Raw genomic sequence first — 23,157 nt, forward strand, 5'->3', positions numbered from 1 at the left:
AGCACCCCCACCCCCCCCCCCGGCACCAGGAGCCCCTCCCATGAACGACACCGCCCCCGAGACCCCCGCCACCATGCGCGCGATCGCCGCCACCGCGTGGGGCGGCCCCGAGGTCCTCGCCGAGACCCGGGTCGCCCGCCCGGAACCCGGTCCGACCGAGATCCTCGTCCGGGTCCACGCGGCCGGTATCAACCCCGCCGACTGGAAGATCCGCGCCACCGGCGGCTTCGGACCCTGGGGCGAGCCCCCGATCCTGGGCTTCGACGTCTCCGGCGTCGTCGAGGCCGTCGGACTCGGCGTCACGCTGTACGCGCCCGGCGACGAGGTCTTCGGAATGCCGCAGTTCCCGCAGCAGGCCGGCGGCTACGCCGAGTACGTCGCCGCCCCCGCCCGCCACTTCGCCCGCAAGCCCGCCGGGCTCAGCCACGTGGAGGCGGCCGCGCTGCCGCTGGCCGGGCTCACCGCCTGGCAGGCGCTCGTCGAGACGGCCGGACTGCGCGCCGGGCAGCGGGTCCTGGTCCACGCGGCGGCCGGCGGCGTCGGCCACCTCGCCGTCCAGATCGCCAAGGCGCGCGGCGCCCATGTCATCGGCACCGCGAGCGCCGCCAAGCACGACTTCCTGCGCTCCCTCGGCGTGGACGAGCCGATCGACTACACGACCACCGACTTCGCCACCGCCGTACGCGACGTGGACATCGTCCTCGACTGCTATGGCGGCGACTACGGCACGCGCTCGCTGCCCGTGCTGCGCGACGGCGGGTCGCTGGTGACGCTGCCCTCGCCCGTCGACGCACCCGCCCCCGAGCGCGGCATCCGCACCGGCTTCACCCTGGTCGAGCCGGACTACGCCGGACTGCTCGCCCTCGCCGAGCTGGTCGAGACGGGACGGCTGCGCCCGGAGGTCGACACCGTCCTGCCGCTGGCGGAGGCGGCCAAGGCGCACGCACTCGGCGAGTCCGGCCGGACGCGCGGCAAGCTCGTCCTGACCGTCTGACCGTCTGACCGGCCGTAGGTACGCGTGAGGTGGGCGCCGGGAGTGACCGGCGCCCACCTCGGGCGTCACGCGTCGCGTCGCGCGCTCAGGCGCCGACGCTGAACTCGGCCGGGTTCGGACCAAGACGCCGGTTCTCGTCGAGGGCCGCGATCGCGGCCATGTCCTCGTCGTCAAGGGCGAAGCCGAAGACGTCGATGTTCTCGCGGATCCGGGACGGGGTCACCGACTTCGGGATGACCACGTTCCCCGTCTGCAGGTGCCAGCGCAGCACCACCTGGGCCGGGGTCCTGCCGTGCTTCTGGGCGACGGCGACGATCGCCGGGACATCGAGCAGGCCCTTGCCCTGGCCCAGCGGCGACCAGGCCTCGGTCGCGATGCCGTACCGGGCGTGCGCCTCGCGCGACCCGTGCTGCTGCAGCTGCGGGTGCAGCTCGATCTGGTTGACGGCGGGGACGACCGAGGTCTCGCCGATCAGCCGCTCCAGGTGCTCCGGAAGGAAGTTGGAGACACCGATCGCCTTCGCCCGGCCGTCGGCGAGGATCTTCTCGAACGCCCGGTAGGTGTCGACGTACGCGTCCTTCGCCGGCACCGGCCAGTGGATGAGGTACAGGTCCACGTAGTCCAGGCCCAGCTTGTCGAGCGAGGTGTCGAAGGCCCGCAGGGTCGAGTCGTGGCCCTGCTCGCTGTTCCACAGCTTGGTGGTGACGAACAGCTCCTCGCGGGGGAGGCCGGACGCGGCGATGGCCTGACCGGTGCCCTTCTCGTTCGCGTAGATCGCGGCCGTGTCGATCGAGCGGTAACCGGCTTCGAGGGCCGTCGCCACCGCGCCCGCCGCCTCGTCGTCCGGCACCTGCCAGACGCCGAAGCCGAGCTGGGGCATCTCCACGCCGTTGTTCAGGGTGAGGGAGGGGACCTTGTTGTCCGTGGTCACGTGCGGTCGATCCTTACGTCGTGGGGAGTGGTACTCCCCACGACAACACACGCACCGGCGGTCTCATTCCCCGGCCCCCCGCCCCTGAGCGGTCCCCGGCGGGGCGGTCGAGCCGAGGTACGCCTCCCGGACCGCCGGGTCGGCCCTGACCTCGGCCGCCGTCCCCTCCGCGAGCACCCGGCCGAGGTCGAGCACGACGACCCGCGAGCACAGCTCCATCACGAAGGCCACGTTGTGCTCGACGAGCAGCACCGCGCAGCCCTCCTCGTCCGCCATGTGCCGGATGACGGCGGCCAGTTGGCGCCGCTCCTCGGCGGTCGTGCCGGACGCGGGCTCGTCGAGCAGCAGGACCCGGGGCGGGTCGGCGAGGGCCCGGGCGAGTTCGACCATGCGGGCCTGCCCGACGGGCAGCGCGCCCGCGTACGAGGCCGCCAGCGCGTCGAGCCCGCACTCGTGGAGCACGGCCGCGGCGCGCTCCCGCCGGCGCGCGCCCCGGCGGGCCCCGCCCCGCCAGTCCTGGGCCACGACGAGGTTGTCCGCCACTGTCAACTGCCCGAAGAGCTGCTGGCGTTGGAAGGTCCTGCGGATGCCGTGGCGGGCCCGCCAGACGGGGGAGCGGCGGGTGATGTCCGCCCCCGCGTACGAGATCCCGCCCGCGTCCGGGCGGCGGATCCCGGACAGCACGTCGAAGAGCGTGGTCTTGCCCGCCCCGTTGGGCCCGATGAGCCCGCAGACCTCACCCGGCCTGACGTCGACGCTCACGTCACGCAGGGCGTGGACGCCGCCGAAGCGGACGGAGACCCCGCTCGCGCGGAGCACGGCGGCGGTCATCGGCGTACCCCCGTTCCCAGATAGGCCTCGGCGAGCCGGTCCGGGTCCACCTCGGACCTCGGCCCGGACCAGGCGGTCTCGCCCTGGGCGAGATACGCCACGGTGTCGGCGAGCGCGAGCACCTCGGCCGCCTTCTCCTCGACCAGGACCAGCGCGGTCCCGTGCGCGCGGAGCTCGGTGAGCAGACCGAAGACCTCGTCCACGACACGGGGCGCGAGCCCGAGGGACGGCTCGTCGGCGACCAGGACCTCCGGCAGGTGCTGGAGGAGCGGGGCGAGCGCCAGCAGCTGCTGCTCACCGCCCGACAGCGACCCGGCGTGGACCCCGCGGCGGGCGGCGAGCACCGGGAAGCGGGCGTACACGGCGTCCCGGTCCTCGGCCACGGGCAGGTGCAGGGCGAGGTTCTCCTCGATCGAGAGCCCCGCGAAGATCCCCCGCCCCTCGGGCGCGAGCCGCACTCCGCGCCGCGCCCGCCCGACCGCGCCGTCCCGGGTCGCGTCCTCGCCCCGTACCCGTACCAGACCCTCGGTGGGCCGCAGCAGCCCCGCCGCGACCCGGCACAGGGTGGACTTCCCGGCCCCGTTCGGGCCGAGCAGCACCAGCACCTCGCCCCCGCGCACCGCGAGGTCCACCCCGTGCAGCACGGCCGCGCCGCCATAGCCGGCCTGTACCCCGCGCAGTTCCAGCGCGGGCGGGACGTCGGGCGCGGAACGGGACTCCGGGGGCCTGGCCCGAGTCTCCTCCCGCACGGGTGCCACCCGCTGGGCCGGGACCGCCGCGGGGACGGGGGCGGCAGCCGCCCGCGCCGCCCGGCGGGACGGCCAGGCCGCGCAGTAGCCGTCCGGGTCGTTGGCCAGCGCGAGGCCGGCCAGACCGAAGAGGATCACCGGCAGATGCGCTGACTCCGTCACGTACGTCGCCATCAGGTGCGGGACCACCGCGAAGACGAGCCCCGCCACCACAGCGAACTGCGGGCGCCGCACCCCTGCCGCGACGACGACCGCCAGCCAGACCAGACCCGTCATCGCCGTGAAGTCCGTCGCGGTGATCCGGGTGCTGTACGAGGCGAGCAGCACGCCCCCGAACCCCGCGAGCCCCGCCGACACGGTGAAGAGCAGGAGTTTCGTCCGCACCACCGACACGCCCGACGCGGCGGCAGCCTCCGGCGCCGACCGTACCGCCAGGATCGCCCGGCCCCACCGCGAGCCGCGCAGCCAGGTCAGCAGCGCCACCACCGCACCGCAGAGCAGCACCAGCGCGAGCCCGAGCGCCCGGTCGTCGGCCAGGTCCACCGGGCCGACGACCGGCCGGGGGATCTCCCAGCCGGTGTCGCCGTTGCGCAGCCACCCCAGCTGGAAGAGCACCTGGTCGGCGAGGAAGGCGAGGGCCAGCGTGGCGAGCGCGAGGGACCGCCCGCCGAGCCGCAGCGCGGGCAGCGCCACCACCGCGCCGAGCACCGCGGCGGCGGCCGTGCCGACGGCCGCCGCCGCGACGAACGGCCAGCCGTGGCTCATCAGCAGACCGGCCACCAGGGCGGCGCCGGTCACGAACGTGGCCTGGGCCAGCGACACCATCGCCCCGAGCCCGGTGACCACGGTGAAGGACATGAACACGAGCCCGATGGCGAGCCCCTGGGCCAGGATCCCGCTCCAGAAGGGCGTGGTGACGGTGTAGAACGCCGTACCGAGCAGCACACCGCCCACCACCCAGGCGCCCCAGCGCCTGCCCAAGCCCTTCCCGGCCAGGTAGTCGACCGGCGGCGGGTCCGCCGCCGCCGTGCCCGCCGCGCGCCGCCGCTGCGCGAGCACGACGAGACCGGCGAACAGGATGAGGAAGGGGACGGCGGTACGGAAACCGGTGATGTCCTCGGCGAACGACGAGTAGCCGGCCACCAGGTTCTGCAGCACCCCGAGTCCCAGGCCGCCCGCGAACGCGAGGGGCACGGAGGCGAAGCGCCCGAGTACCGCCGCGGTCGCCGAGACGAAGAGGAACAGGGTGTAGTCGTGGGCCGAGAGACCGAGCAGCGGGGTCGCGAGGACCCCTGCCAGGCCCGCGAGGCCGGACGACAGCATCCACGCGATCGAGGACAGCCGGTCCGCGCTGATGCCGCGCAGCTCGGTCAGCGAGCGGTTGTCGACGGCGGCGCGCAGCAGCAGCCCGAGCCGGGTGTGCCGCATCAGCACCCAGAGCCCGGCTGCCGCGAGCGCCGTCGCGACCCAGGTGATGAGCTGGTCGGAGTCGATGCCGACGCCGTCGAGGAGCTGCCAGGACACCGCAGGGCTCGGCCCGACGCCCGGCAGGCCGAACTGGTTCTCGGCGGGCAGGACCGGCGCCCCGGCCCGTTCCAGGAGCTCGACCGCCCACAGCCCCGCGGCCGGCAGGGCGACCAGCAGACCGATGGTCGCCACGATCTGCGCCGTCTCGCCGACACCCGCCAGTTTCCGGAACATCAGCCGGTCGAGCCCCCAGCCGAGGCCGGGCGCGACCACGCACACCAGGAGCAGCGCGGTGGGCACGGCGGGCCAGCCGAAGCCGGAGTGGAGCTCGTAGAACGCCAGCGCGCAGAGGTACGCGGTGGCGCCGTGCGCGAAGTTGAAGAGCCCCGAGGCGGAGTACGACAGGACGAGGCCGGTCGCGAGCAGCGCGTACAGCGCGCCCGAGACGAGACCGCTCAGGACGAAGCCCAGCAGGTCACCCACGCGAACGCGCCCCTCAGCCGAACGGGATCGGCGGGTAGCACTTGAACGGCACGGCCACCTCGTACCGCCCGTTCTTCAGCCGGACCAGCGAGCCGCAGCCGAAGCTCTCCTTCTGTCCCTTGGGCAGGGCGCGGTCGCCGACGAGCGTGCCGGTGTCGGAGAACCCTGCGGCGGCCTGCTGGAAGGACTCGACGGTGAGGTCCTTGCCCGCCTTGGCGGCGACGGCGAGGAAGAGATCGGCGCTCATGTAGCCGGTCATCATGTGCATGTTGAGCGGCACGTCCTTGCCTCCGGCCGCCTTCCTGATGTCCTCCTTGAACCGGCGCATCGCCGGGCTGTCGGCCTCGAAGGGCTGGAACTGCAGCAGCACGTGCACACCGTCGAGCGCCTGCTTCGTCGCGTCCTTCGCAAGGAGCCCCGGGTCGTAGTCGGTCGGGTCGGTGAGGATTCCCTTGTAGCCGGACCGCTTGAGCGCCGTGAACAGTCCGATGTTGTACGGCGTCTGCATCACCGAGACGACGGCGTCGGGCGCGCCGCCGCCGGGCCCCGAACGCAGGATCTCCTTCGTGTAGGCCGACCAGTCGCTGGGCATCGAGGTCGCGGGCACCACGGCCTTGGCGTACGGGACCTGGAATCCGGCCGACTTGAAGCCCTGGGTGAAGGTGCGGATGCCGAACTTGCCGGCGTCGTTGTCGCCCGCGATCAGCGCGACCGACTTGCCGCGCGCGCCGCCGAGGACGGCGGCGAGGCCCTCGGGCCAGGTCTGGTTGAGGGTGCCGCCGGGGGTGGGGACGAGGCAGCCGTTGAAGCCGTAGATGTACTCAGGGCCGCAGAACGAGGGGAGCGTGCCCCAGCCCACGGTCGGGACCTTCTGGCCGTTGAGGAAGTCGGCGCCCGCGAAGGTGACCGAGCTCATCGGGGAGACCGCGAAGACCTTGTCCTGCTGGACGAGTTTGCGGGCGGCCGCGAGGTTCTTCGCGGGGTCCTGGCCGTCGTCCTCCGCGCCCAGGTAGTCGATCTTCCGGCCGTTGATCCCGCCCTCGGCGTTGGCCCGGTCGTAGCGGGCCTTGGCGCCGAGGTCGGTGTCCTTCTTGGAGTAGCCGCTCGCGGTCGTCATGGAGACGATCCCGCCGACCTTGATGGTGTCGGCGGTGACTCCGCGTACGGAGGCGCCGGAGGAACCGGAGGTGCCCGGCTTCTCCGAAGAGCCGCCGGTGGAGGCGGAGTTGCAGGCGGTGGCGAGGAGCAGGGCCGCCGCGGCGGCGGCGAGGGTGTGGATCGGTCGCAGCACGGTCGGTCGTCCCTCCGTCGGGTGACCGCATTCTGTGACCGAGCTGATGAAGCGTCAATAACTGATACACCGTCAATTGATGATGCGTCAGAAGGCGTCCCGGGGCGTCGAAAGCCCTTGACCGACGCCCCGATCAGCCGTACAGCGCCTCGACCTCCGCCGCGTAGGCGTTCTCGATCGCCTTCCGCTTCAGCTTCAGGGAGGGGGTGAGCAGGCCGTGCTCCTCGCTGAACGGATGGGCCAGGATCCGGAAGGTGCGGATCGACTCGGCCTTCGAGACCAGGGTGTTGGCCGCCACCACGGCCCGCCGGATCTCCGTCTCCAGGCTCGGATCGCGCACCAGCTCGGCCGGCGGCAGGGGCGCCCGTCCCTGCATCGCCAGCCAGTGTTCGACCGCCTCGTGGTCCATCGTCACCAGAGCCGCGATGTACGGCCGGTCGTTGCCGACGACGATGCACTGGGCGATCAGCGGATGCGCGCGCACGCGCTCCTCCAGGCCGGACGGCGCCACGCTCTTGCCGTTGGAGGTCACCAGGATCTCCTTCTTCCGCCCGGTGATCGTCAGATAGCCGTCCTCGTCGAGCGACCCCAGGTCACCGGTGGCCAGCCAGCCGTCGTTGAGCACGGCGGCGGTGGCCTGCGGGTTGTTCAGGTACCCCGAGAAGACCTGGCCGCCGTGCAGCCAGACTTCCCCGTCCTCGGCGATGTGCACCGTCGTCCCCGGCACCGGCTGCCCGACCGTCCCGTACCTCACCCGCTCGGGCGGATTGGCCGTGGCCGCCGCCGATGACTCCGTCAGGCCGTACCCCTCGAAGACGGTCACCCCGGCGCCCTCGAAGAAGAGCCCGAGTCGCCGGTCCATGCCGGAGCCGCCCGACATGGCGTGCCTGACCCGCCCGCCCATGGCCTCGCGGACCTTGCCGTACACCACCTTCTCGAAGAACTGGTGCTGCATCCGCAGCGCGGCCGACGGGCCGGGACCGAGCCCGAAGGCCTTGTGCTCCGCCGCCTCCGCGTACTTGACCGCCACCTCGACGGCCTTGTCGAAGGGCCCCGCCTTCCCCTCGCTCTCCGCCCTGCGCCGGGCGGCGTGGAAGACCTTCTCGAAGACGTACGGCACGGCCAGGATGAAGGTCGGCCGGAAGGCGGCCAGGTCCGGCAGGAGTGCGGACGCCTGCAGGACCGGCTGGTGGCCGAGCTTCACCCCGCTCTGGATCGCCGCCACCTCCACCATCCGTCCGAAGACATGGGCGAGCGGCAGGAAGAGCAGCGTGGAGGCCTCGTCGCCGGGCTTGGTGTGGAAGACCGGCTCCCAGCGGCCGGTCAGCATGTCCGTCTCGAACATGAAGTTGGAGTGGGTGAGGACGCAGCCCTTGGGGCGGCCCGTGGTGCCCGAGGTGTAGATGATCGTCGCCACCGACTCGGGCGTCACCGCGCGGCGGTGCCGCTGCACCACGTCCTCGTCGATCTCCGCGCCCGCCGCGGTGAGTTCGGCGACCGCGCCGGCGCCCGCGTCCAGCTGCCACAGCCGCTGGAGCCGGGGCAGCCGGTCGATGACCGAACCGATCGTCATCGCGTGGTCCTCGGACTCCACCACGCAGGCCGTCACCTCGGCGTCGTGCAGCATCCAGTAGACCTGCTCGGCCGAGGAGGTCGGGTAGATCGGCACGGACTGGGCGCCCAGCGTCCACAGCGCGAAGTCGAACAACGTCCACTCGTAGCGGGTCCTGGCCATGACGGCGACCCGGTCCCCGAACCGAACGCCGTGCGCGATCAGGCCCTTCGCGAGCGCCAGGACCTCGTCCCTGAACTGCGCGGACGTCACGTCACGCCACTGCCCGCCGGCGTCCTTGCGGCCGAGCGCGACATGGTCGGGAGTCTGCTCGGCACGGTCGAACACGGCGTCCGCCAGACCGCCGACCTGAGGCGCCGCCTCGATGGGCGGCACGGTGAACTCGCGCAATGACCTGCTCCTCGCACGCTCGTTGTCGCGCTCCGTACGGCGCGGGTGACGGTACCCCACCGGGCGGACGGGCGGGAGAGCCTTCACCAAGCCGGGACATTGGGTGTTGTCACAGGTCAGGGGAGGGTAAGGGAGTAAGTGGCGGGGTAACCGCGGTGGTTACTGACCCTGGAGTAAGCAGGGCGGGCGGCAATCTCCACGGAATCTGTACCGGCCGCTCACCGTTCACGCGACCCCGGGGCGGGTGTAAGGGCGCACCGGTCCGGCGTGCCGCGGCGGGCGGCCCGAAGCGGCGAGTGCGCGGCGGACCTGCCCGGCGCGCCGTGGCGGCGATCGCACGCCGGACCGGCCTGGTCGGTCGGCCGCCTGGTCGGTCGGCCCGGTCGGTTAGTCCGGTCGGTGTCCGGCTGGTTAGTCCGGGCGGTCGGCCCGGGCTGTCAGTCCGGGCGGTGCAGGCGGACGCCGCCCGCCAGGATCGCGGCGGCCAGCGCGTCGGCCGCCTCCTGGGCCGAGCCGGGCCGCCGGCCCGTCCGCAGTACGAAGTCGACGTCGCCCAGGTCCGGCAGCCCCGCCCGCGCGGGCACCCGCGTCAGGCCGGGCGGCACAAGGCCGCGGGTGTGCGCCATCACCCCGAGGCCGGCGCGGGCCGCCGCGATGTTGGCGCTCAGGCTGGAGCTCGTGCAGGCGATCCGCCACGCGCGGCCCTGCGCCTCCAGGGCTTCCAGCGCCCGGGCCCGGGTGATGCCCGGCGGCGGGAAGACGATGAGCGGCACCGGCCGATCCGGGTCGAGCCGCAGCCGCGGCGCACCGATCCAGATCAGCGCGTCCCGCCAGACCAGCTCGCCCCCGCTCTCCTCGGCGCGCCGCTTCGCCAGGATCAGATCGAGCCGCCCCGCCTCCAGGCGGGTGTTCAGCGTCCCGGACAGCTCGACCGTCAGCTCCAGGTCCACCTCGGGGTGCTCGCGCCGGAAGGACTCAAGGATCTCCGGCAGCCGGGTGACCACGAAGTCCTCCGAGGCGCCGAAGCGCAGCCGCCCGCGCAGCCGGGTCCCGGTGAAGAACGCGGCGGCCCGCTCGTGGGCGCCGAGGATCGTCCGGGCGAAGCCGAGCATCGCCTCGCCGTCCTGCGTCAACTCCACGCTGTGGGTGTCACGGGTGAAGAGCGGACGCCCGGTGGCGTCCTCAAGCCGGCGCACGTGCTGGCTCACGGTCGACTGGCGGACGCCGAGCCGACGGGCGGCCCGCGTGAAACTCAGGGTCTCGGCGACCGCGAGGAAGGTGCGGAGCTGGGCCGGATCGTACACAGGAGCCAGGTTATCGCGTTCCGTGATGACAGTCAGAGCGCTGTACGGGATTCCCGATCGCCGCCGCGGGGAGCAGGATGGGGAGGCACGATCTTCTGTCCGAAGCTGTGGAGCCGGAGCACATGAGCCGCCGTACGACCCTCCTGCCGTCCTGGCTGCCGATCGACCCGTACATCCTGGCGATCCTCGGCACCGTGGGCCTGGCGGCCCTGCTGCCCGCGTCCGGTGGCGCCGCGACGGTCGCCGACGGCGCCTCGACGGCCGCCATCGCGCTCCTCTTCTTCCTCTACGGGGCCCGCCTCTCCACCCGCGAGGCGCTGGACGGCGTCCGGCACTGGCGGCTCCACGTCACGGTCCTCGCGGCCACGTTCGTCGTCTTCCCGCTGCTCGGGCTCGCGGCCAAGGGTCTGGTACCGGCCGTTCTCACGCCCCCGCTCTACAGCGGCCTGCTCTTCCTCTGCCTGGTGCCGTCCACTGTCCAGTCCTCGATCGCCTTCACCTCGATCGCCCGGGGCAACGTCCCGGCCGCGATCTGTGCGGGCTCCTTCTCCTCGCTCGCCGGGGTCGTGCTCACCCCGCTGCTCGCGGCGCTGCTCCTCGGCTCCACGGCGGGCGGCTTCAACGCCGACTCGGTGACGCAGATCGTGCTCCAGCTGCTCGTTCCCTTCCTGGCGGGCCAGCTGCTGCGGCGCTGGGTCGGCGGATTCGTGCTGCGGAACAAGAAGGTGCTGGGCTACGTCGACCGGGGGTCGATCCTGCTCGTCGTCTACACGGCCTTCAGCCATGGCATGACCGCCGGGATCTGGCACCAGGTCACGCCGGCGCGGCTCGGGCTGCTGCTCGTGGTCGAGGCGGTGCTGCTCGCCGCGATGCTCTCGCTGACCTGGTTCGGCGCGCGGCGGCTCGGCTTCGACCGGGGGGACCGGATCGCGATCCAGTTCGCCGGCTCGAAGAAGAGCCTGGCGGCGGGGCTGCCGATGGCGAGCGTGCTGTTCGGGCCGCAGGCAGCGATGGCGGTCCTGCCACTGATGCTCTTCCACCAGATGCAGCTGATGGTCTGCGTGGTGATCGCCGAGCGCCGCGCCCGGGACCCGGAGGGGGGCGCGGAGGCGGAGGCACGGCCGATGGCCGCCGCGAACCGGGCCTGAGCGCCCGCCAGGCATCGGGAGGGGCGGATTCAAGCCCCGCCCCCTGGTCAAGATCAACGGCCCCGCTACCGTTGCCTCCATGCCCGCACCAGCCCCCGGCCCCACCTCAGGCCTCGCCTCCCACCCCCTGGACGGTCCCGCGTGACCCCGGTCCCGATACGGTACGGAGCCCGTCCCTGCTCCCTGGTGGTCTGCCGCGGCTGCTGCTGCGGCGACGCGGGCAAGAACCCGGGCGTCGACCACGCAGGCCAGCTGGCCCGGCTGCGCCACGCGGCCGCCGAGTCCGGGGGCCGGCTGTCCGTCCGCACCAGCGACTGCCTCGGCCCCTGTGCCCAGGCCAACATCGTCGTCGTCCAGCCCTCCACCGAGGGGCGCCGCAGAGGCGGGCGCGCCGCCTGGATCGCGTTCGTCACCGACGAGGACTGCCTGGACGACATCCTGGCCTGGACAGCAGCGGGCGGCCCCGGCCTCGCCGACCCCCCACCCACCCTCACCCTCCAGATGATCGACCCACCCACCCCGGCACCCACCCCGACCGGCCGCCGCCGCTGACGTGCGGCACTAGCTCGGGTCACCGCGCAGTACCAGCGCGAGCAGCCCCGGGAAGCGGGCCTCGAACTCCGGGTGGCGGAGGCGGTTGACGCGGCGGGGGCCCTCGTCGCGTTGTTCGACGAGGCCTGCCCCGCGCAGGACGGAGAAGTGGTGGCTGAGGGCCGCCTTTCCGACCGGTACGTCGAAGCTGCCGCAGCTCCGTGACCATTCGGCCGAGGTCGCCAACTCCCGTACGAGAGTGAGGCGTACGGGATCGGCGAGTGCGGCGAGGGCGGTCTCGACCGGGACCTCGTCGGGGTGGGTGTGCTCGGGGGCCGCCCGGTGACCGGTGGCGCGCTGAGGCATGCTCGGCTCCCTTTCACTTGCCGACTGTTCGATGAAAACCATACACTCGCGACTGTTCGCTTTTCGTTGAACAGTCGAGCCAGGGGTGTGGCATGCGCGCGATCGAGTTCGAGCAGACCGGCGGTCCCGAGGTCCTGCGTACCGTGGAGGCCGCCCTGCCCGAGCCGGGCCCCGGGCAGGTGAGCATCGACGTCGCCCACGCCGGCGTGAACTTCGCCGACCTCAAGGCGCGCGCCGAGGGCTACCGGGTCCCCGCCCTGCCGTACCGCCCCGGCCTGGAGGCCTCGGGGCGGATCCGGGCGCTCGGCGCGGGCGTCACAGGTCTGAGCGTGGGCGAGCAGGTGACCGCTCTGACGGAGGGCGGGGCGTACGCGGAGGTGGTCCTCGCCGACGCCACCACCGTGTTCCCGCTCCCCGCCGGCATCGACCTGCGGACCGCCGCCACCCTGCCCACGGTGCTGCCCACGGCGTACGCCCTCGTCCACACCGTGGGCCGGATCCGGCCCGGCGAGAGCATCCTCGTCCAGGGCGCGGCCGGCGGCATCGGCACCGTGGTCGGCCAGCTCGCGAAGGCGGCCGGCGCGGGCGCGGTCTACGGCGTGGTCTCCTCCGAGGCCAAGGCCGACCACGCGCTCGCCCACGGCTACGACGAGGTCTTCGTCGGCGCGTTCGAGAAGGCCGTCCGGGACGCGACCGGTGGACGCGGCGTCGACCTGGCCCTCGACCCGGTCGGCGGCGACACCTTCCGTGCCGCCCTCGCCTCGCTCGCGGTCTTCGGCCGCCTGGTCTCCTTCGGCAACGCCGGTTCGGCGGAGCCGTGGCGGGTCGGGCAGCCCGAGCTGTACCCGACCGGTCTGACCGTCGGCGGCTTCTCGATCCTCTCGCTCGCGCAGACCGCCCCGGCCGAACTGCGCGCCCTGGCCGAGCGGGCGTTCGCGACCGTCGCCGACGGCACGGTCACCCTGCCGGTCACCGCCGAGTTCCCGCTCGCGGAAGCCGCCGAGGCGCACCGGCTGATGGGCGCCCGGGCGAGCACCGGGAAGCTGCTGCTCACGGTCGCCGGGGGAAACTGACGGAAGCCGACCGCGGCGGGAGTGTGCGGGACCGGCCGGCGCAGGGGGCGCTCCCCGCCGGCCGATGGCCCGACCCGTGCGGCGGGCGGCGCCCGGTCAGCCGTGCGCGGCCGCGGCCCCGAGGGCGATCCGGTGCTCGCCCGCGTACACGTTCATGTCCTGCCCGCGCAGGAAGCCCACCAGCGTGAGGCCTGTCTCCGCCGCCAGGTCCACGGCCAGCGAGGACGGCGCCGACACCGCCGCGAGCACCGGGATGCCCGCCATCACGGCCTTCTGCGCCAACTCGAACGAGGCCCGCCCGGAGACCAGCAGGACCGCCCGGGACAGCGGAAGGCGTCCGTCGCTCAGGGCCCGGCCGACCAGCTTGTCCACCGCGTTGTGCCGGCCCACGTCCTCCCGCACGTCCAGCAGCTCGCCGTCCTCCGAGAACAGCGCCGCCGCGTGCAGCCCCCCGGTCCTGTCGAAGACCCGCTGGGCAGCCCTCAGCCGGTCGGGGAGCCCGGCCAGGAACTCGGGCGTCAGCCGGACCGGGGGCGCGTCGGCGATCGGGAAACGGGCCGTGGTGCGCACCGCGTCCAGGCTGGCCTTGCCGCACAGCCCGCAGGACGACGTCGTGTACACGTTCCGCTCAAGCGTGATGTCCGGGACGGGCACGTCGGGCGCCAGCTGGACGTCCACCACGTTGTACGTGTTCGTCCCGTCGTCCTTGGCCCCCGCGCAGTACACGATGTTCCGCACGTCCGAGGCGGCGCCGAGCACACCCTCGCTGACCAGGAACCCGGCCGCGAGCGCGAAGTCGTCGCCGGGTGTGCGCATCGTGATCGCCAGCGGCCGGCCGTTCAGCCGGATCTCCAGCGGCTCCTCGGCCACCAGCGTGTCCGGGCGCTCGTTGACGGCCGCGCCCCGGATCCGGATGACGCGCCGTCGTTCGGTGACCCGTCCCATGTGGTTACACCCGATTCTGTACGTGCTGGAAGCCGAAACGGCCCTTGATACAGAGGTTGCCATGGGTCACCGGGTTGTCGTGCGCTGAGGTGACCTCGACGAGGTCGTCCACGAGGGGCGCGGAACGTCCGTTGTCACGGTCTCCCAACACCTACGGGCGAATCTTGGTGGTTTACGTGCCTGGTTACCCACCAGTCGCTGGTCAGGATGGGAGGTCCTGCTTCCACTTGAACCCAAGGGGGTCCCGGGCATGACGGGCACTCGTATCGCCGCGCTCGGGCATTACCAGCCCGCCAAGGTGCTCACCAACGGCGACCTGGCCGAGCTCGTCGACACCAGCGACGAGTGGATCAGCAGCCGGGTAGGCATCAGGACCCGCCACATGGCCGGACCCGACGAGCCGGTCGACGAGCTGGCCGCGCACGCCGCCGGCAAGGCGCTCGCCACCGCCGGCCTCGGCGCCTCCGACATCGACCTGGTCCTTGTCGCCACCTCCACGGCGATCGACCGCTCGCCCAACACCGCCGCCCGTGTCGCCGCCAGGCTCGGCATGGGCTCGCCCGCCACCATGGACCTCAACGTGGTCTGCGCGGGCTTCACGCACGCCCTCGCCACCGCCGACCACGCGATCCGGGCGGGCGGCGCCCGCCGCGCCCTGGTCATCGGCGCCGACAAGATGACCGAGGTCACCGACTGGACGGACCGTACGACCTGCGTCCTCGTCGGTGACGGTGCGGGCGCGGCGATCGTCGAGGCGACGGGGGAGGACGAGGCCGCGCGAGGCGCCGCGCCCGGTATCGGCCCGGTGCTGTGGGGCTCCGTCCCCGAGATGGGGCACGCCGTGCGGATCGAGGGCACCCCGCCGCGCTTCGCGCAGGAGGGCCAGTCCGTCTACCGCTGGGCCACCCAGCAGCTGCCCGCCCTCGCCCGCCAGGCCTGCGAGCGTTCCGGGCTCGCGCCTGAGGACCTGGCCGGGGTCGTGCTGCACCAGGCCAACCTGCGGATCATCGAGCCGCTCGCCGCCAAGATCGGCGCGGTCAACGCGGTGGTGGCCCGGGACGTGATCGAGTCCGGCAACACCTCGGCCGCCTCCATCCCGCTGGCCCTCGCCAAGCTCGTCGAGCGCGGGGAGCTCCCGTCCGGGGCGCCGACCCTGCTCTTCGGCTTCGGCGGCAACCTCTCGTACGCGGGACAGGTCGTCCGGGTCCCGTAACTCACCCTGGCTGCCGTGGGGTTGTTTCGGCCGAGATCACGGAGCGGCCGCATGCCCGGACATGTGCGTCGGTAGACCATGGACGATGGCCAATCCCTGGTGATCGCCCACGGCGCACGCGGGGGCCGCGATGGTGTCCGCAGGACTGCCGCAAGGGGCCGTGCCCCGGCTGGAGCGGCCGGGGCCGCTGCGCGACCGGGTCTACGAAGCGCTGCTGGAACTGATCACGACCCGCGCCCTGCGCCCCGGTCAACACCTGGTCGAGAGCGAACTCGCCGGCCACCTCGGTGTCTTCCGCCAGCCCGTGCGCGAGGCGCTCCAGCGGCTGAACACCGAGGGCTGGGTCGACCTGCGGCCCGCGCAGGGCGCCTTCGTCCACGAGCCGACCGACGAGGAGGGCGACCAGCTGCTCTCCGTCCGTACGCTCCTCGAGGCGGAGGCCGCGCGGCTCGTCGCCGCGAACTCCGGCTCGGCCGGGATCGCCGCCCTGGAGGAGCTCTGCGCCCGGGGCGAGCAGGCTGTGGCGGACGACGACGTCGACCTGGCGGTGGCGACGAACGCGGCCTTCCACGCCAAGGTCATGGAGATGGCGGGGAACGTCGTGCTCTCCGAGCTGGCCGGCCAGGTCGACCGCCGCGTCCGCTGGTACTACACGCCGGTCGCCCGGCAGCGCGGCGAGCAGTCCTGGCAGGAGCACCGGCAGCTGATCGCGGCGATCGCGGCCCGCGACGAGACCCGCGCGACGACCGTCATGTGTGCCCACACCGAGCACACCCGGGCGACTTACCGGGAGTACAGCCAGGGCTGAGCGGGCGGCCGCGGGCATGGCTGCCGCTATGGCTATGGCTATGGATATGGCTATGGGTACGGCTGGGGCTGGGGCCAACGGTCAAGGGCCGTTCGGGCCGTGGGCGTTGTGTCCTTCCCCCGTTCGGCGGAGCCCGGTGGCGAGGGCCCCGGGCCCGTCCTAGCTTCGGACGGGTCGAGGGTCGTCTCGTACCGCACGCGGAACCGTCCGCCGCGCACCCTCGCGTGATCGGGAGGAGCGCTCAGCCATGCGCGCGATACGCGGTGCCGCAACGGCCCTGCTCGCCATCACCGCCCTCTGCCTGGCCGCGCCTACGGCCGGGGCGCTGGACGACGTGGCATGGATCGACGTCCCGTCGAGCGACGGCAGCGCCGGTACGGCAGACGGCGGCGGTGCGGTCGGCGGCGGCGGTACGGCCGACGGTGGCGCGGGCGACGGTGCGGTCGGCGGCGGGGCGGTCGGCGGCGCTGCGGGTGACGGTGCGGTCGGCGGCGGTGCCGTCGGCGGTGCCCCCACCGGAGAGGGCACCGGACACGACATCACCTCCTTCGGCTTCTCCGTCTCGCCCGCGACGGTCGCCCCCGGCGGCACGGTCACGCTCACGTCCGACGGCTGCGAGGTCGGCTCGGTGACCGTCACTTCCGGGATCTTCGACACCGTCACGCTCAAGGAAGGCCACTCGGGCACCGCGACCGTCGACGTCGAGGCCAAGGCCGGCGCCGAGTACCAGGTCACCTTCGACTGCAAGGGCGAGAAGGGCACCACCCCCATCACCATCGTCGGCGACGCGACGGGCGGTCACGAGACGGGCGGCCAGGACGGCGGAACCAGAACCACCACGGACACCGGCGCCCACAAGGGCGTCAAGGCGGGCTTCGGCGGCGGCGCCGACGCGATGGGCGCCCCCGAGGCCGTCATGGGCGGCGTACTGATCGCAGGCGCGCTCGGCGCGGGCGGCGTCCTGCTGGCACGGCGCCACCGCCGGGCCGGCGACCGCGCCTGAATCAGCTTCTCCGCTCCGGGGTGACGAGGTCCGGGGCGGAGGAGCGCCATCGCGTACAGCGGGAACCGGGAGCGCACATCGTGCACGGGTCGAACGGGCCGTCCAGGCGCGGCGCGTGGGGCGTCGTCATCGTCGTCCTGCTCGTCGGCGTCCACCTCGTGCGGGGCGGCACGCAAGGGTGGGTGACCGCAGGCCCTCCGCAGCCGCCGACCGCGGCGGCGCCCGTCCACGCCGCGCTCGCGCCCCCGAGTGCTCCCGATCCCATGCCCGCCTCCCGGCCCGCCCGGGTCCGTGTGCCCGCCGTCCGTATCGACGCGCCCGTCACCCCGGTCGGCCTCGACGCCGAGGGCTGGATCGACACCCCGCCCGCGCACGAGACGAACCGGGTCGGCTGGTTCACCGGGGCCGTCACCCCGGGGGAGAAGGGCACGGCGGTCCTCGTCGGCCATGTGGACAGCCCGGACGGACGGGCCGTCTTCTACGAACTCGGCGCATTGGCCAAGGGACACCGGGTCGAGATCGTCCGGCAGGACGGCAGAACCGCCGTCTTCTCCGTGTACGGCACCGAGGTCGTCCCCAAGGACGGCTTCCCGGCCGAGCGGATCTACCGGGCGGGCCCGTACCCCGAGCTGCGGGTCATCACCTGCGGCGGCGGCTTTTCGCGGCAGCGCGGGTACGACGGCAACGTCGTCGTCTCCGCCCGCCTGGTCGAGGTGCGCTGACCGTTCACCGCGCCCGACCGGTCCACGGCCGCTGCGCGCTCTTTGTCCTCCATCGGGAAAAAGTCTGCACGGATCCGTGCGCGACTTCTTCCCAGCCCCGGACACCACTGCTACGTTCCCCTCGAAAGCCCGGCGGAGAGCCGACCGAAGGGCTTCGCCGACCGGCTAGGGGAGGGGCGCGTGAGACGCATGACCGCACGACCCGCCAACGCGCACCAGGCGCGACTGCTGCGCCTGTTGCGCGACGGAGGCCCCAACTCCCGCGCGCAGCTGGGCGATCAGATCGACCTGTCCCGCTCCAGGCTCGCCGTCGAGGTGGACCGGCTCCTCGACACCGGCCTCGTCGTCGCGGACGGCCTCGCCGCCTCGCGCGGCGGCCGCCGTTCGCACAACATCCGGCTCGCCCCCGAACTCCGCTTCCTCGGCGTCGACATCGGCGCCACGTCCGTCGACGTGGCCGTCACCAACGCCGAGTTGGAGGTGCTCGGACATCTCAACCACCCGATGGACGTCCGCGAGGGCCCCGTCGCCGTCTTCGAGCAGGCCCTCGCCATGGCGGCCAAGCTGCGCGCCTCCGGGCTCGCCGAAGGGTTCGACGGCGCCGGTGTCGGCGTCCCCGGCCCGGTCCGCTTCCCCGAGGGCATCCCGGTCGCGCCGCCGATCATGCCCGGCTGGGACGGCTTCCCCGTACGGGAGGCCCTCAGCCAGGAACTCGGCTGCCCGGTCATGGTCGACAACGACGTGAACCTCATGGCCATGGGCGAGCAGCACGCGGGCGTCGCCCGCTCGGTCGGCGACTTCCTCTGCGTCAAGATCGGTACCGGCATCGGCTGCGGCATCGTCGTCGGCGGAGACGTGTACCGCGGTACGACGGGCAGCGCGGGCGACATCGGGCACATCCAGGTGGAACCGGACGGCCGCGCCTGCGCGTGCGGCAACAAGGGCTGCCTGGAAGCCCACTTCAGCGGCGCCGCCCTGGCCCGGGACGCCGAGGACGCGGCGCGCGCGGGCCGCTCCGAGGAGCTCGCCGTACGCCTCGCGGCGGCCGGCGCCCTCACCGCCGTCGACGTCGCCGCGGCGGCCGCCGCGGGGGACGCCACCTCGCTCGCCCTCATCCGTGAGGGCGGCAACCGGGTCGGGCAGGTCATCGCCGGACTCGTCAGCTTCTTCAATCCCGGTCTGGTGGTGATCGGCGGCGGGGTCACCGGCCTCGGTCACAACCTCCTCGCCAGTGTCCGCACCCAGGTCTACCGCCAGTCCCTCCCGCTGGCCACCGGCAACCTTCCCATCGTCCTCGGCGAGTTGGGCCAGACCGCCGGCGTCATCGGCGCGGCCCGCCTCATCAGCGACCACCTCTTCTCCCCGGCGTAGCCGCCCCGGCGGCCCTGCGCAACCGGCGGCCTCTTCCCCCAACCGGCCCCCGCCCGCACTCGCCCGTACCCGCCAGTGCTCACCCGCACCTGGACCGCACCCGCACCCGCCCACCCCGCCCGTACCACCGCAGTCAGCACCCGCTCAGGCGCACACCCGCATCCGCCGAGGGGACCCCACCCATGCCTCAAGAGCCCCAAGCGCCCCAGGCGCCCCCACCCCTGCTCACCATGTCCGCCATCACCAAGTCCTTCCCCGGTGTCCGCGCCCTCGACGGCGTCGACCTGGAGGTCGCCCCCGGCGAGGTGCACTGCCTCCTCGGGCAGAACGGCGCCGGGAAGTCCACCCTCATCAAGGTCCTCGCAGGCGCCCACCAGCCGGACGGCGGCCGGATCACCTGGCGCGGCGAACCCGTCCAGCTCCGCTCCCCGATCGCCGCCATGCGGCTCGGTATCGCCACCATCTACCAGGAACTCGACCTGGTCGAAGGGCTCTCCGTCGCCGAGAACGTCCACCTCGGCCACGAACCCACCAGCGCGGGATTCATCGTCCGGGGCCGCGCCGCCCGCACCGCCACGGCCGCCCTCCTGAAGAGGCTCGGACACCCCGAGATCGACCCGGCCCGCCGGGTCGGCGAACTCTCCGCAGCCCAGCAGCAGATCGTGTCGATGGCCCGGGCCCTCTCCCACGACGTCCGGCTGATCGTCATGGACGAGCCGTCCGCAGCCCTCGACCCCGACGAGGTCGACAATCTCTTCCGTATCGTCGCCGACCTCACGGCCGCCGGGGTCGCCGTCGTCTACATCTCCCACCGCCTGGAGGAGATCCGCCGCATCGGCGACCGGGTCACCGTGCTCAAGGACGGCCGCGCCGTCGCCGGCGGGCTGCCCGCCGCCTCGACTCCGACGCGTGACATCGTTTCCCTGATGACCGGCCGGAACGTCGAGTACGTCTTCCCGCCGCGTCCCGCCGAACCGCCGCTCGCCGCGCCGGTGCTCCAGGTCCAAGGGCTCGCCAGGGAAGGCGAGTTCGAACCCGTCGACCTCGAACTGCGGCCCGGGGAGATCGTCGGACTCGCCGGGCTCGTCGGATCAGGACGCTCCGAGATCCTGGAGACGATCTACGGCGCCCGGAAGGCCGGCGCAGGCCGGGTCCTCGTCGACGGCAGGGCTCTGCGCCCCGGCAGCGTCCGCGCCGCCGTGCGCGCCGGACTCGGCCTGGCCCCCGAGGAACGCAAGGCCCAGGGCCTGCTGATGCTGGAGTCCGTCACCCGCAACGTCTCGGTCTCCACGCTCGCCCGCTTCGCGCGCGCCGGCTGGATCGACCGCACCGGCGAACGCGAGGCCGCCCGGGCCGCCACCCGGGAGCTGTCGCTCCGCCCGGAGAACCCCGACGTCCCGGTCCGTACTCTCTCCGGCGGCAACCAGCAGAAGGCCGTCCTCGCCCGCTGGCTGCTGCGCGGCTGCCGCGTCCTGCTCCTGGACGAGCCGACCCGCGGCGTCGACGTCGGCGCCCGCGCCGAGCTGTACGCCGTCATCCGCCGCCTCGCCGACGACGGCCTCGCCGTCCTCCTGGTGTCGAGCGAGGTGCCCGAGGTCCTCGGCCTCGCCGATCGCGTCCTGGTGCTCAGGGAGGGCCGGGTCGTCCACACGGCACCCGCCCGGGAACTCGACGAACACCGCGTACTCGACCTCGTGATGGAAGGGAGCCCCCGCTCATGACGCTGTCCACCGCCAAGACCGCCGAGGCGTCCGCGCAGGACGGCGCCCGGCGCCCGCTCGGTCTGCGGGCCGATGTCCGCAACCTCTCCCTGCTCGGCGTCCTCGCCGTACTGGTCGCGGTCGGCGGACTCACCCGCCCCGACGAGTTCCTGGCCGTCTCCAACCTCCAACTCGTGCTCACCCAGGCCTCCGTGATCGGGGTCGTCACCGTCGGCATGACCTTCGTCATCACCAGCGGCGGCATCGACCTCTCGGTCGGTGCGATCGTCGCCCTCGCCTCCGTGTGGGCGACGACGCTGGCGACCCAGGAGTACGGATTCGCCGGCATCCTCTTCACGGCCGTCGTGGTGGGGGTCGGGTGCGGGTTGGTGAACGGTCTGCTCGTCGCGTACGGCGGGATGGTCCCGTTCATCGCGACCCTCGCCATGCTCGCCTCGGCCCGAGGCCTCGCCCTGCAGATCACCGACGGCCGCACCCAGATCGTCACCGTCGACTCGGTCCTGGACCTCGGCATCCCGGACGCCTACATCCTGGGGATCCCGCCGCTCGTCCTGGTCTTCGCCGCCGTCACCGTGCTCGGGTGGCTGGTCCTCAACCGGACCACCTTCGGCCGCCGCACCGTCGCCGTCGGCGGCAACGCGGAGGCCGCCCGCCTCGCCGGCATCGACGTCCGCCGCCAGCGCCTCTACCTCTATCTGCTCTCCGGCCTGTGCTGCGGCATCGCGGCCTTCCTGCTGATCATCCTCTCCGGCTCAGGACAGAACACCAACGGCAACCTGTACGAACTCGACGCCATCGCCGCCGCGATCATCGGCGGCACCCTCCTCAGCGGCGGCCGGGGCACCATCGTCGGCTCCGTCCTCGGCGTGCTCGTCTTCACCACGATCACCAACATCTTCGCGCTCAACAACCTGCAGAGCGACGTCCAGCAGATCGCCAAGGGCGCGATCATCGTCGCCGCCGTCCTGGTCCAGCACCGCACCGCCCGCCACGGCGAAGCCACCTGACCCCCGCCCCCCGCTACCCGGCACATCTCTCCCTCACCCCCCGAAGGGAACCATCGCCATGCCAGAAACCAGCCGCAGAGGACTGCTGTTCGGCACCGCAGCCGTCTCCGCCGGAGCCCTCCTCACCGCCTGCACCAGCAACGAGCCCAAGGCCCAGGCCCCGGCCGCGAGCAACGCGCCCGCCGCCGACGACAAGCCCGGCACCCCCGTCACGATCGGCTTCGCCGGCCCCCAGGCCGACCACGGCTGGCTCAACGCCATCAACCAGAACGCCAAGGACCGGGCGAAGAAGTACTCCGAGGTGACCCTGGAGATCACCGAGGGCTCCAACGACACGGCCGTGCAGATCGGCCAGATCCAGACCCTGATCAACAAGAAGGTCGACGTCCTCGTCATCCTGCCCGCCGACGGCAAGGCGCTCACGCAGGTCGGCCTCCAGGCCATGAAGGCCGGCATCCCCGTCATCAACCTGGACCGGATCTTCGCCTCGCCGCAGGCCTACCGCTGCTGGATCGGCGGAGACAACTACGGCATGGGGCTCAACGCCGGCCGCTACATCGGCGAGCAGCTCAAGGACAAGCCGAACGCCACGGTGATCGAACTCGCGGGCATGGACAGCCTCGAGCTGACCAAGCAGCGCACCCAGGGCTTCGACGACGCCCTCAAGAACTACCCCAACATCCGCAAGGTGGCCCGCCAGGCGGCCGACTTCACCGTCGAGTCCGGCCAGGCCAAGATGGCCCAACTCCTGCAGGCGCAGCCCAGGTTCGATGCCCTCTGGAACCACGACGACGACCAGGGCGTGGGCGCGCTACGGGCCATCGCGCAGGCCGGCCGCAAGGACTTCCTGATGGTGGGCGGCGCGGGCGCCAAGTCCGCGATGGACGCCATCAAGGCCGACGACGGGGTGCTCAAGGCCACCGTCCTCTACCCGCCGACGATGGCCGCCTCCGCGATCGACCTGGCGCGTGCGCTGGGCCAGAAGAAGGGTGTCGGCGGCCTGTCCGAGCTGGAGATCCCGGCCTCCCTCACCCTCTACTCGGCCGTCGTGACCAAGGAGAACGTCGACGAGTACCTGCCCACCGGCTTCAGCTGAGCGGGCCCGGGCCGTCGGCCCGAGCCCGGCACCCCCCACCGTGCAACCGACGAGGAGGAACCCTATGGAACAGCGGGAGAGCGAAGGCGACGAGGCCGTCGCGTCATTGTCGTCGGCATCGGCATCGGCATCGGCGACGG

Annotated in this window: 20 protein-coding genes and 1 pseudogene; 12 read left to right on the top strand and 9 right to left on the bottom strand. The window is 72.9% G+C overall.

Translation table 11 applies throughout. The features are described from left to right. Positions 1-40: 40 nt before the first annotated feature. The gene (locus ACF09C_RS06530) at positions 41-994 is read left to right on the top strand and encodes an NADP-dependent oxidoreductase (protein ID WP_392089420.1); all 954 of its coding nucleotides are present in this window, start codon (positions 41-43) and stop codon (positions 992-994) included. A gap of 85 nt (positions 995-1,079) precedes the next feature. On the opposite strand, the gene ACF09C_RS06535 is transcribed toward ACF09C_RS06530, so the two are convergent. The 6 genes from ACF09C_RS06535 to ACF09C_RS06560 all read right to left on the bottom strand — a co-directional run bounded on the left by ACF09C_RS06535 (position 1,080) and on the right by ACF09C_RS06560 (position 10,013). Next, entirely contained in the window at positions 1,080-1,874 is a 795-nt protein-coding gene (locus tag ACF09C_RS06535; protein WP_392090246.1) for an aldo/keto reductase, read from the bottom strand. 114 nt (positions 1,875-1,988) lie between these two features. Next, positions 1,989-2,756 carry an ABC transporter ATP-binding protein gene (locus ACF09C_RS06540; RefSeq protein ID WP_392089422.1) on the bottom strand — a complete coding sequence of 256 codons (768 nt, stop codon included), beginning with the start codon at positions 2,754-2,756 and terminating at the stop codon, positions 1,989-1,991. Further along, the gene (locus ACF09C_RS06545; RefSeq protein WP_392089424.1) at positions 2,753-5,455 is read right to left on the bottom strand and encodes an ATP-binding cassette domain-containing protein; all 2,703 of its coding nucleotides are present in this window, start codon (positions 5,453-5,455) and stop codon (positions 2,753-2,755) included. Before ACF09C_RS06545 ends, ACF09C_RS06540 begins: the two co-directional genes overlap by 4 nt. Before the next feature lie 13 nt (positions 5,456-5,468). Further along, positions 5,469-6,746: an ABC transporter substrate-binding protein gene (locus ACF09C_RS06550; RefSeq protein ID WP_392089427.1), complete on the bottom strand. Its 1,278-nt coding sequence runs from the start codon at positions 6,744-6,746 to the stop codon at positions 5,469-5,471. A gap of 133 nt (positions 6,747-6,879) precedes the next feature. Next, positions 6,880-8,709 carry an AMP-dependent synthetase/ligase gene (locus tag ACF09C_RS06555; protein WP_392089429.1) on the bottom strand — a complete coding sequence of 610 codons (1,830 nt, stop codon included), beginning with the start codon at positions 8,707-8,709 and terminating at the stop codon, positions 6,880-6,882. 437 nt (positions 8,710-9,146) lie between these two features. Next, the gene (locus ACF09C_RS06560; protein ID WP_392089431.1) at positions 9,147-10,013 is read right to left on the bottom strand and encodes a LysR substrate-binding domain-containing protein; all 867 of its coding nucleotides are present in this window, start codon (positions 10,011-10,013) and stop codon (positions 9,147-9,149) included. A gap of 122 nt (positions 10,014-10,135) precedes the next feature. On the opposite strand from ACF09C_RS06560, the gene ACF09C_RS06565 reads away from it, so the two are divergent. Continuing rightward, positions 10,136-11,161: a bile acid:sodium symporter family protein gene (locus tag ACF09C_RS06565; RefSeq protein ID WP_392089434.1), complete on the top strand. Its 1,026-nt coding sequence runs from the start codon at positions 10,136-10,138 to the stop codon at positions 11,159-11,161. A gap of 141 nt (positions 11,162-11,302) precedes the next feature. Continuing rightward, the gene (locus ACF09C_RS06570; RefSeq protein WP_392089436.1) at positions 11,303-11,713 is read left to right on the top strand and encodes a (2Fe-2S) ferredoxin domain-containing protein; all 411 of its coding nucleotides are present in this window, start codon (positions 11,303-11,305) and stop codon (positions 11,711-11,713) included. 9 nt (positions 11,714-11,722) lie between these two features. Here the strand turns inward: ACF09C_RS06570 and ACF09C_RS06575 are convergent, their stop codons facing one another. After that, the gene (locus ACF09C_RS06575; protein ID WP_392089437.1) at positions 11,723-12,058 is read right to left on the bottom strand and encodes an ArsR/SmtB family transcription factor; all 336 of its coding nucleotides are present in this window, start codon (positions 12,056-12,058) and stop codon (positions 11,723-11,725) included. A gap of 92 nt (positions 12,059-12,150) precedes the next feature. On the opposite strand from ACF09C_RS06575, the gene ACF09C_RS06580 reads away from it, so the two are divergent. Beyond that, entirely contained in the window at positions 12,151-13,131 is a 981-nt protein-coding gene (locus tag ACF09C_RS06580) for a zinc-binding alcohol dehydrogenase family protein (protein ID WP_392089438.1), read from the top strand. 96 nt (positions 13,132-13,227) lie between these two features. Here ACF09C_RS06580 and fdhD read toward each other — a convergent pair whose 3' ends face one another. Both fdhD and ACF09C_RS06590 read right to left on the bottom strand, forming a co-directional pair. After that, the gene (gene fdhD, locus ACF09C_RS06585) at positions 13,228-14,076 is read right to left on the bottom strand and encodes a formate dehydrogenase accessory sulfurtransferase FdhD (RefSeq protein WP_392089440.1); all 849 of its coding nucleotides are present in this window, start codon (positions 14,074-14,076) and stop codon (positions 13,228-13,230) included. Positions 14,077-14,080: 4 nt separating this feature from the next. Next, a pseudogene (locus ACF09C_RS06590) lies at positions 14,081-14,185 on the bottom strand (Fe-S-binding domain-containing protein); the annotation flags it as partial. Positions 14,186-14,326: 141 nt separating this feature from the next. Here ACF09C_RS06590 and ACF09C_RS06595 point away from each other — a divergent pair. From ACF09C_RS06595 to ACF09C_RS06630, 8 genes are all read left to right on the top strand, one after another. Then, complete coding sequence (locus tag ACF09C_RS06595; RefSeq protein WP_392089442.1) at positions 14,327-15,289, top strand: beta-ketoacyl-ACP synthase III; 963 nt, start codon at positions 14,327-14,329, stop codon at positions 15,287-15,289. Positions 15,290-15,419: 130 nt separating this feature from the next. Further along, entirely contained in the window at positions 15,420-16,097 is a 678-nt protein-coding gene (locus tag ACF09C_RS06600) for a GntR family transcriptional regulator (RefSeq protein ID WP_392089444.1), read from the top strand. A gap of 247 nt (positions 16,098-16,344) precedes the next feature. Next, on the top strand, positions 16,345-17,100 hold the full coding sequence (locus tag ACF09C_RS06605; RefSeq protein ID WP_392089447.1) for a hypothetical protein: 756 nt from the start codon (positions 16,345-16,347) through the stop codon (positions 17,098-17,100). 77 nt (positions 17,101-17,177) lie between these two features. Beyond that, a complete protein-coding gene (locus ACF09C_RS06610; RefSeq protein WP_392090250.1) occupies positions 17,178-17,822 on the top strand; it encodes a class F sortase in 645 nt (214 codons plus the stop codon). A gap of 189 nt (positions 17,823-18,011) precedes the next feature. After that, the gene (locus tag ACF09C_RS06615) at positions 18,012-19,193 is read left to right on the top strand and encodes an ROK family protein (RefSeq protein ID WP_392089449.1); all 1,182 of its coding nucleotides are present in this window, start codon (positions 18,012-18,014) and stop codon (positions 19,191-19,193) included. Positions 19,194-19,423: 230 nt separating this feature from the next. Continuing rightward, a complete protein-coding gene (locus ACF09C_RS06620; protein ID WP_392089452.1) occupies positions 19,424-20,914 on the top strand; it encodes a sugar ABC transporter ATP-binding protein in 1,491 nt (496 codons plus the stop codon). Continuing rightward, positions 20,911-21,921, top strand: a complete 1,011-nt coding sequence (locus ACF09C_RS06625; RefSeq protein ID WP_392089454.1) for an ABC transporter permease — start codon at positions 20,911-20,913, stop codon at positions 21,919-21,921. The genes ACF09C_RS06620 and ACF09C_RS06625 overlap by 4 nt, the downstream gene beginning before the upstream one ends. A 58-nt stretch (positions 21,922-21,979) precedes the next feature. Beyond that, the gene (locus ACF09C_RS06630) at positions 21,980-23,017 is read left to right on the top strand and encodes a substrate-binding domain-containing protein (protein ID WP_392089457.1); all 1,038 of its coding nucleotides are present in this window, start codon (positions 21,980-21,982) and stop codon (positions 23,015-23,017) included. Positions 23,018-23,157: the final 140 nt, after the last annotated feature.

The organism is Streptomyces sp. NPDC014870, from assembly GCF_043081505.1.
Taxonomy (GTDB): domain Bacteria; phylum Actinomycetota; class Actinomycetes; order Streptomycetales; family Streptomycetaceae; genus Streptomyces.

Excerpts from the sequence above, each read along its gene's own strand:
- ACF09C_RS06530 (WP_392089420.1), top strand. The coding sequence starts at position 41 with ATGAACGACACCGCCCCCGAGACCCCCGCCACCATGCGCGCGATCGCC.
- ACF09C_RS06535 (WP_392090246.1), bottom strand. The coding sequence starts at position 1,874 with ATGCCCCAGCTCGGCTTCGGCGTCTGGCAGGTGCCGGACGACGAGGCG.
- ACF09C_RS06540 (WP_392089422.1), bottom strand. The coding sequence starts at position 2,756 with ATGACCGCCGCCGTGCTCCGCGCGAGCGGGGTCTCCGTCCGCTTCGGC.
- ACF09C_RS06565 (WP_392089434.1), top strand. The coding sequence starts at position 10,136 with ATGAGCCGCCGTACGACCCTCCTGCCGTCCTGGCTGCCGATCGACCCG.
- ACF09C_RS06575 (WP_392089437.1), bottom strand. The coding sequence starts at position 12,058 with ATGCCTCAGCGCGCCACCGGTCACCGGGCGGCCCCCGAGCACACCCAC.
- ACF09C_RS06580 (WP_392089438.1), top strand. The coding sequence starts at position 12,151 with ATGCGCGCGATCGAGTTCGAGCAGACCGGCGGTCCCGAGGTCCTGCGT.
- fdhD (WP_392089440.1), bottom strand. The coding sequence starts at position 14,076 with ATGGGACGGGTCACCGAACGACGGCGCGTCATCCGGATCCGGGGCGCG.
- ACF09C_RS06595 (WP_392089442.1), top strand. The coding sequence starts at position 14,327 with ATGACGGGCACTCGTATCGCCGCGCTCGGGCATTACCAGCCCGCCAAG.
- ACF09C_RS06600 (WP_392089444.1), top strand. The coding sequence starts at position 15,420 with ATGGTGTCCGCAGGACTGCCGCAAGGGGCCGTGCCCCGGCTGGAGCGG.
- ACF09C_RS06605 (WP_392089447.1), top strand. The coding sequence starts at position 16,345 with ATGCGCGCGATACGCGGTGCCGCAACGGCCCTGCTCGCCATCACCGCC.
- ACF09C_RS06615 (WP_392089449.1), top strand. The coding sequence starts at position 18,012 with ATGACCGCACGACCCGCCAACGCGCACCAGGCGCGACTGCTGCGCCTG.
- ACF09C_RS06620 (WP_392089452.1), top strand. The coding sequence starts at position 19,424 with ATGTCCGCCATCACCAAGTCCTTCCCCGGTGTCCGCGCCCTCGACGGC.
- ACF09C_RS06625 (WP_392089454.1), top strand. The coding sequence starts at position 20,911 with ATGACGCTGTCCACCGCCAAGACCGCCGAGGCGTCCGCGCAGGACGGC.
- ACF09C_RS06630 (WP_392089457.1), top strand. The coding sequence starts at position 21,980 with ATGCCAGAAACCAGCCGCAGAGGACTGCTGTTCGGCACCGCAGCCGTC.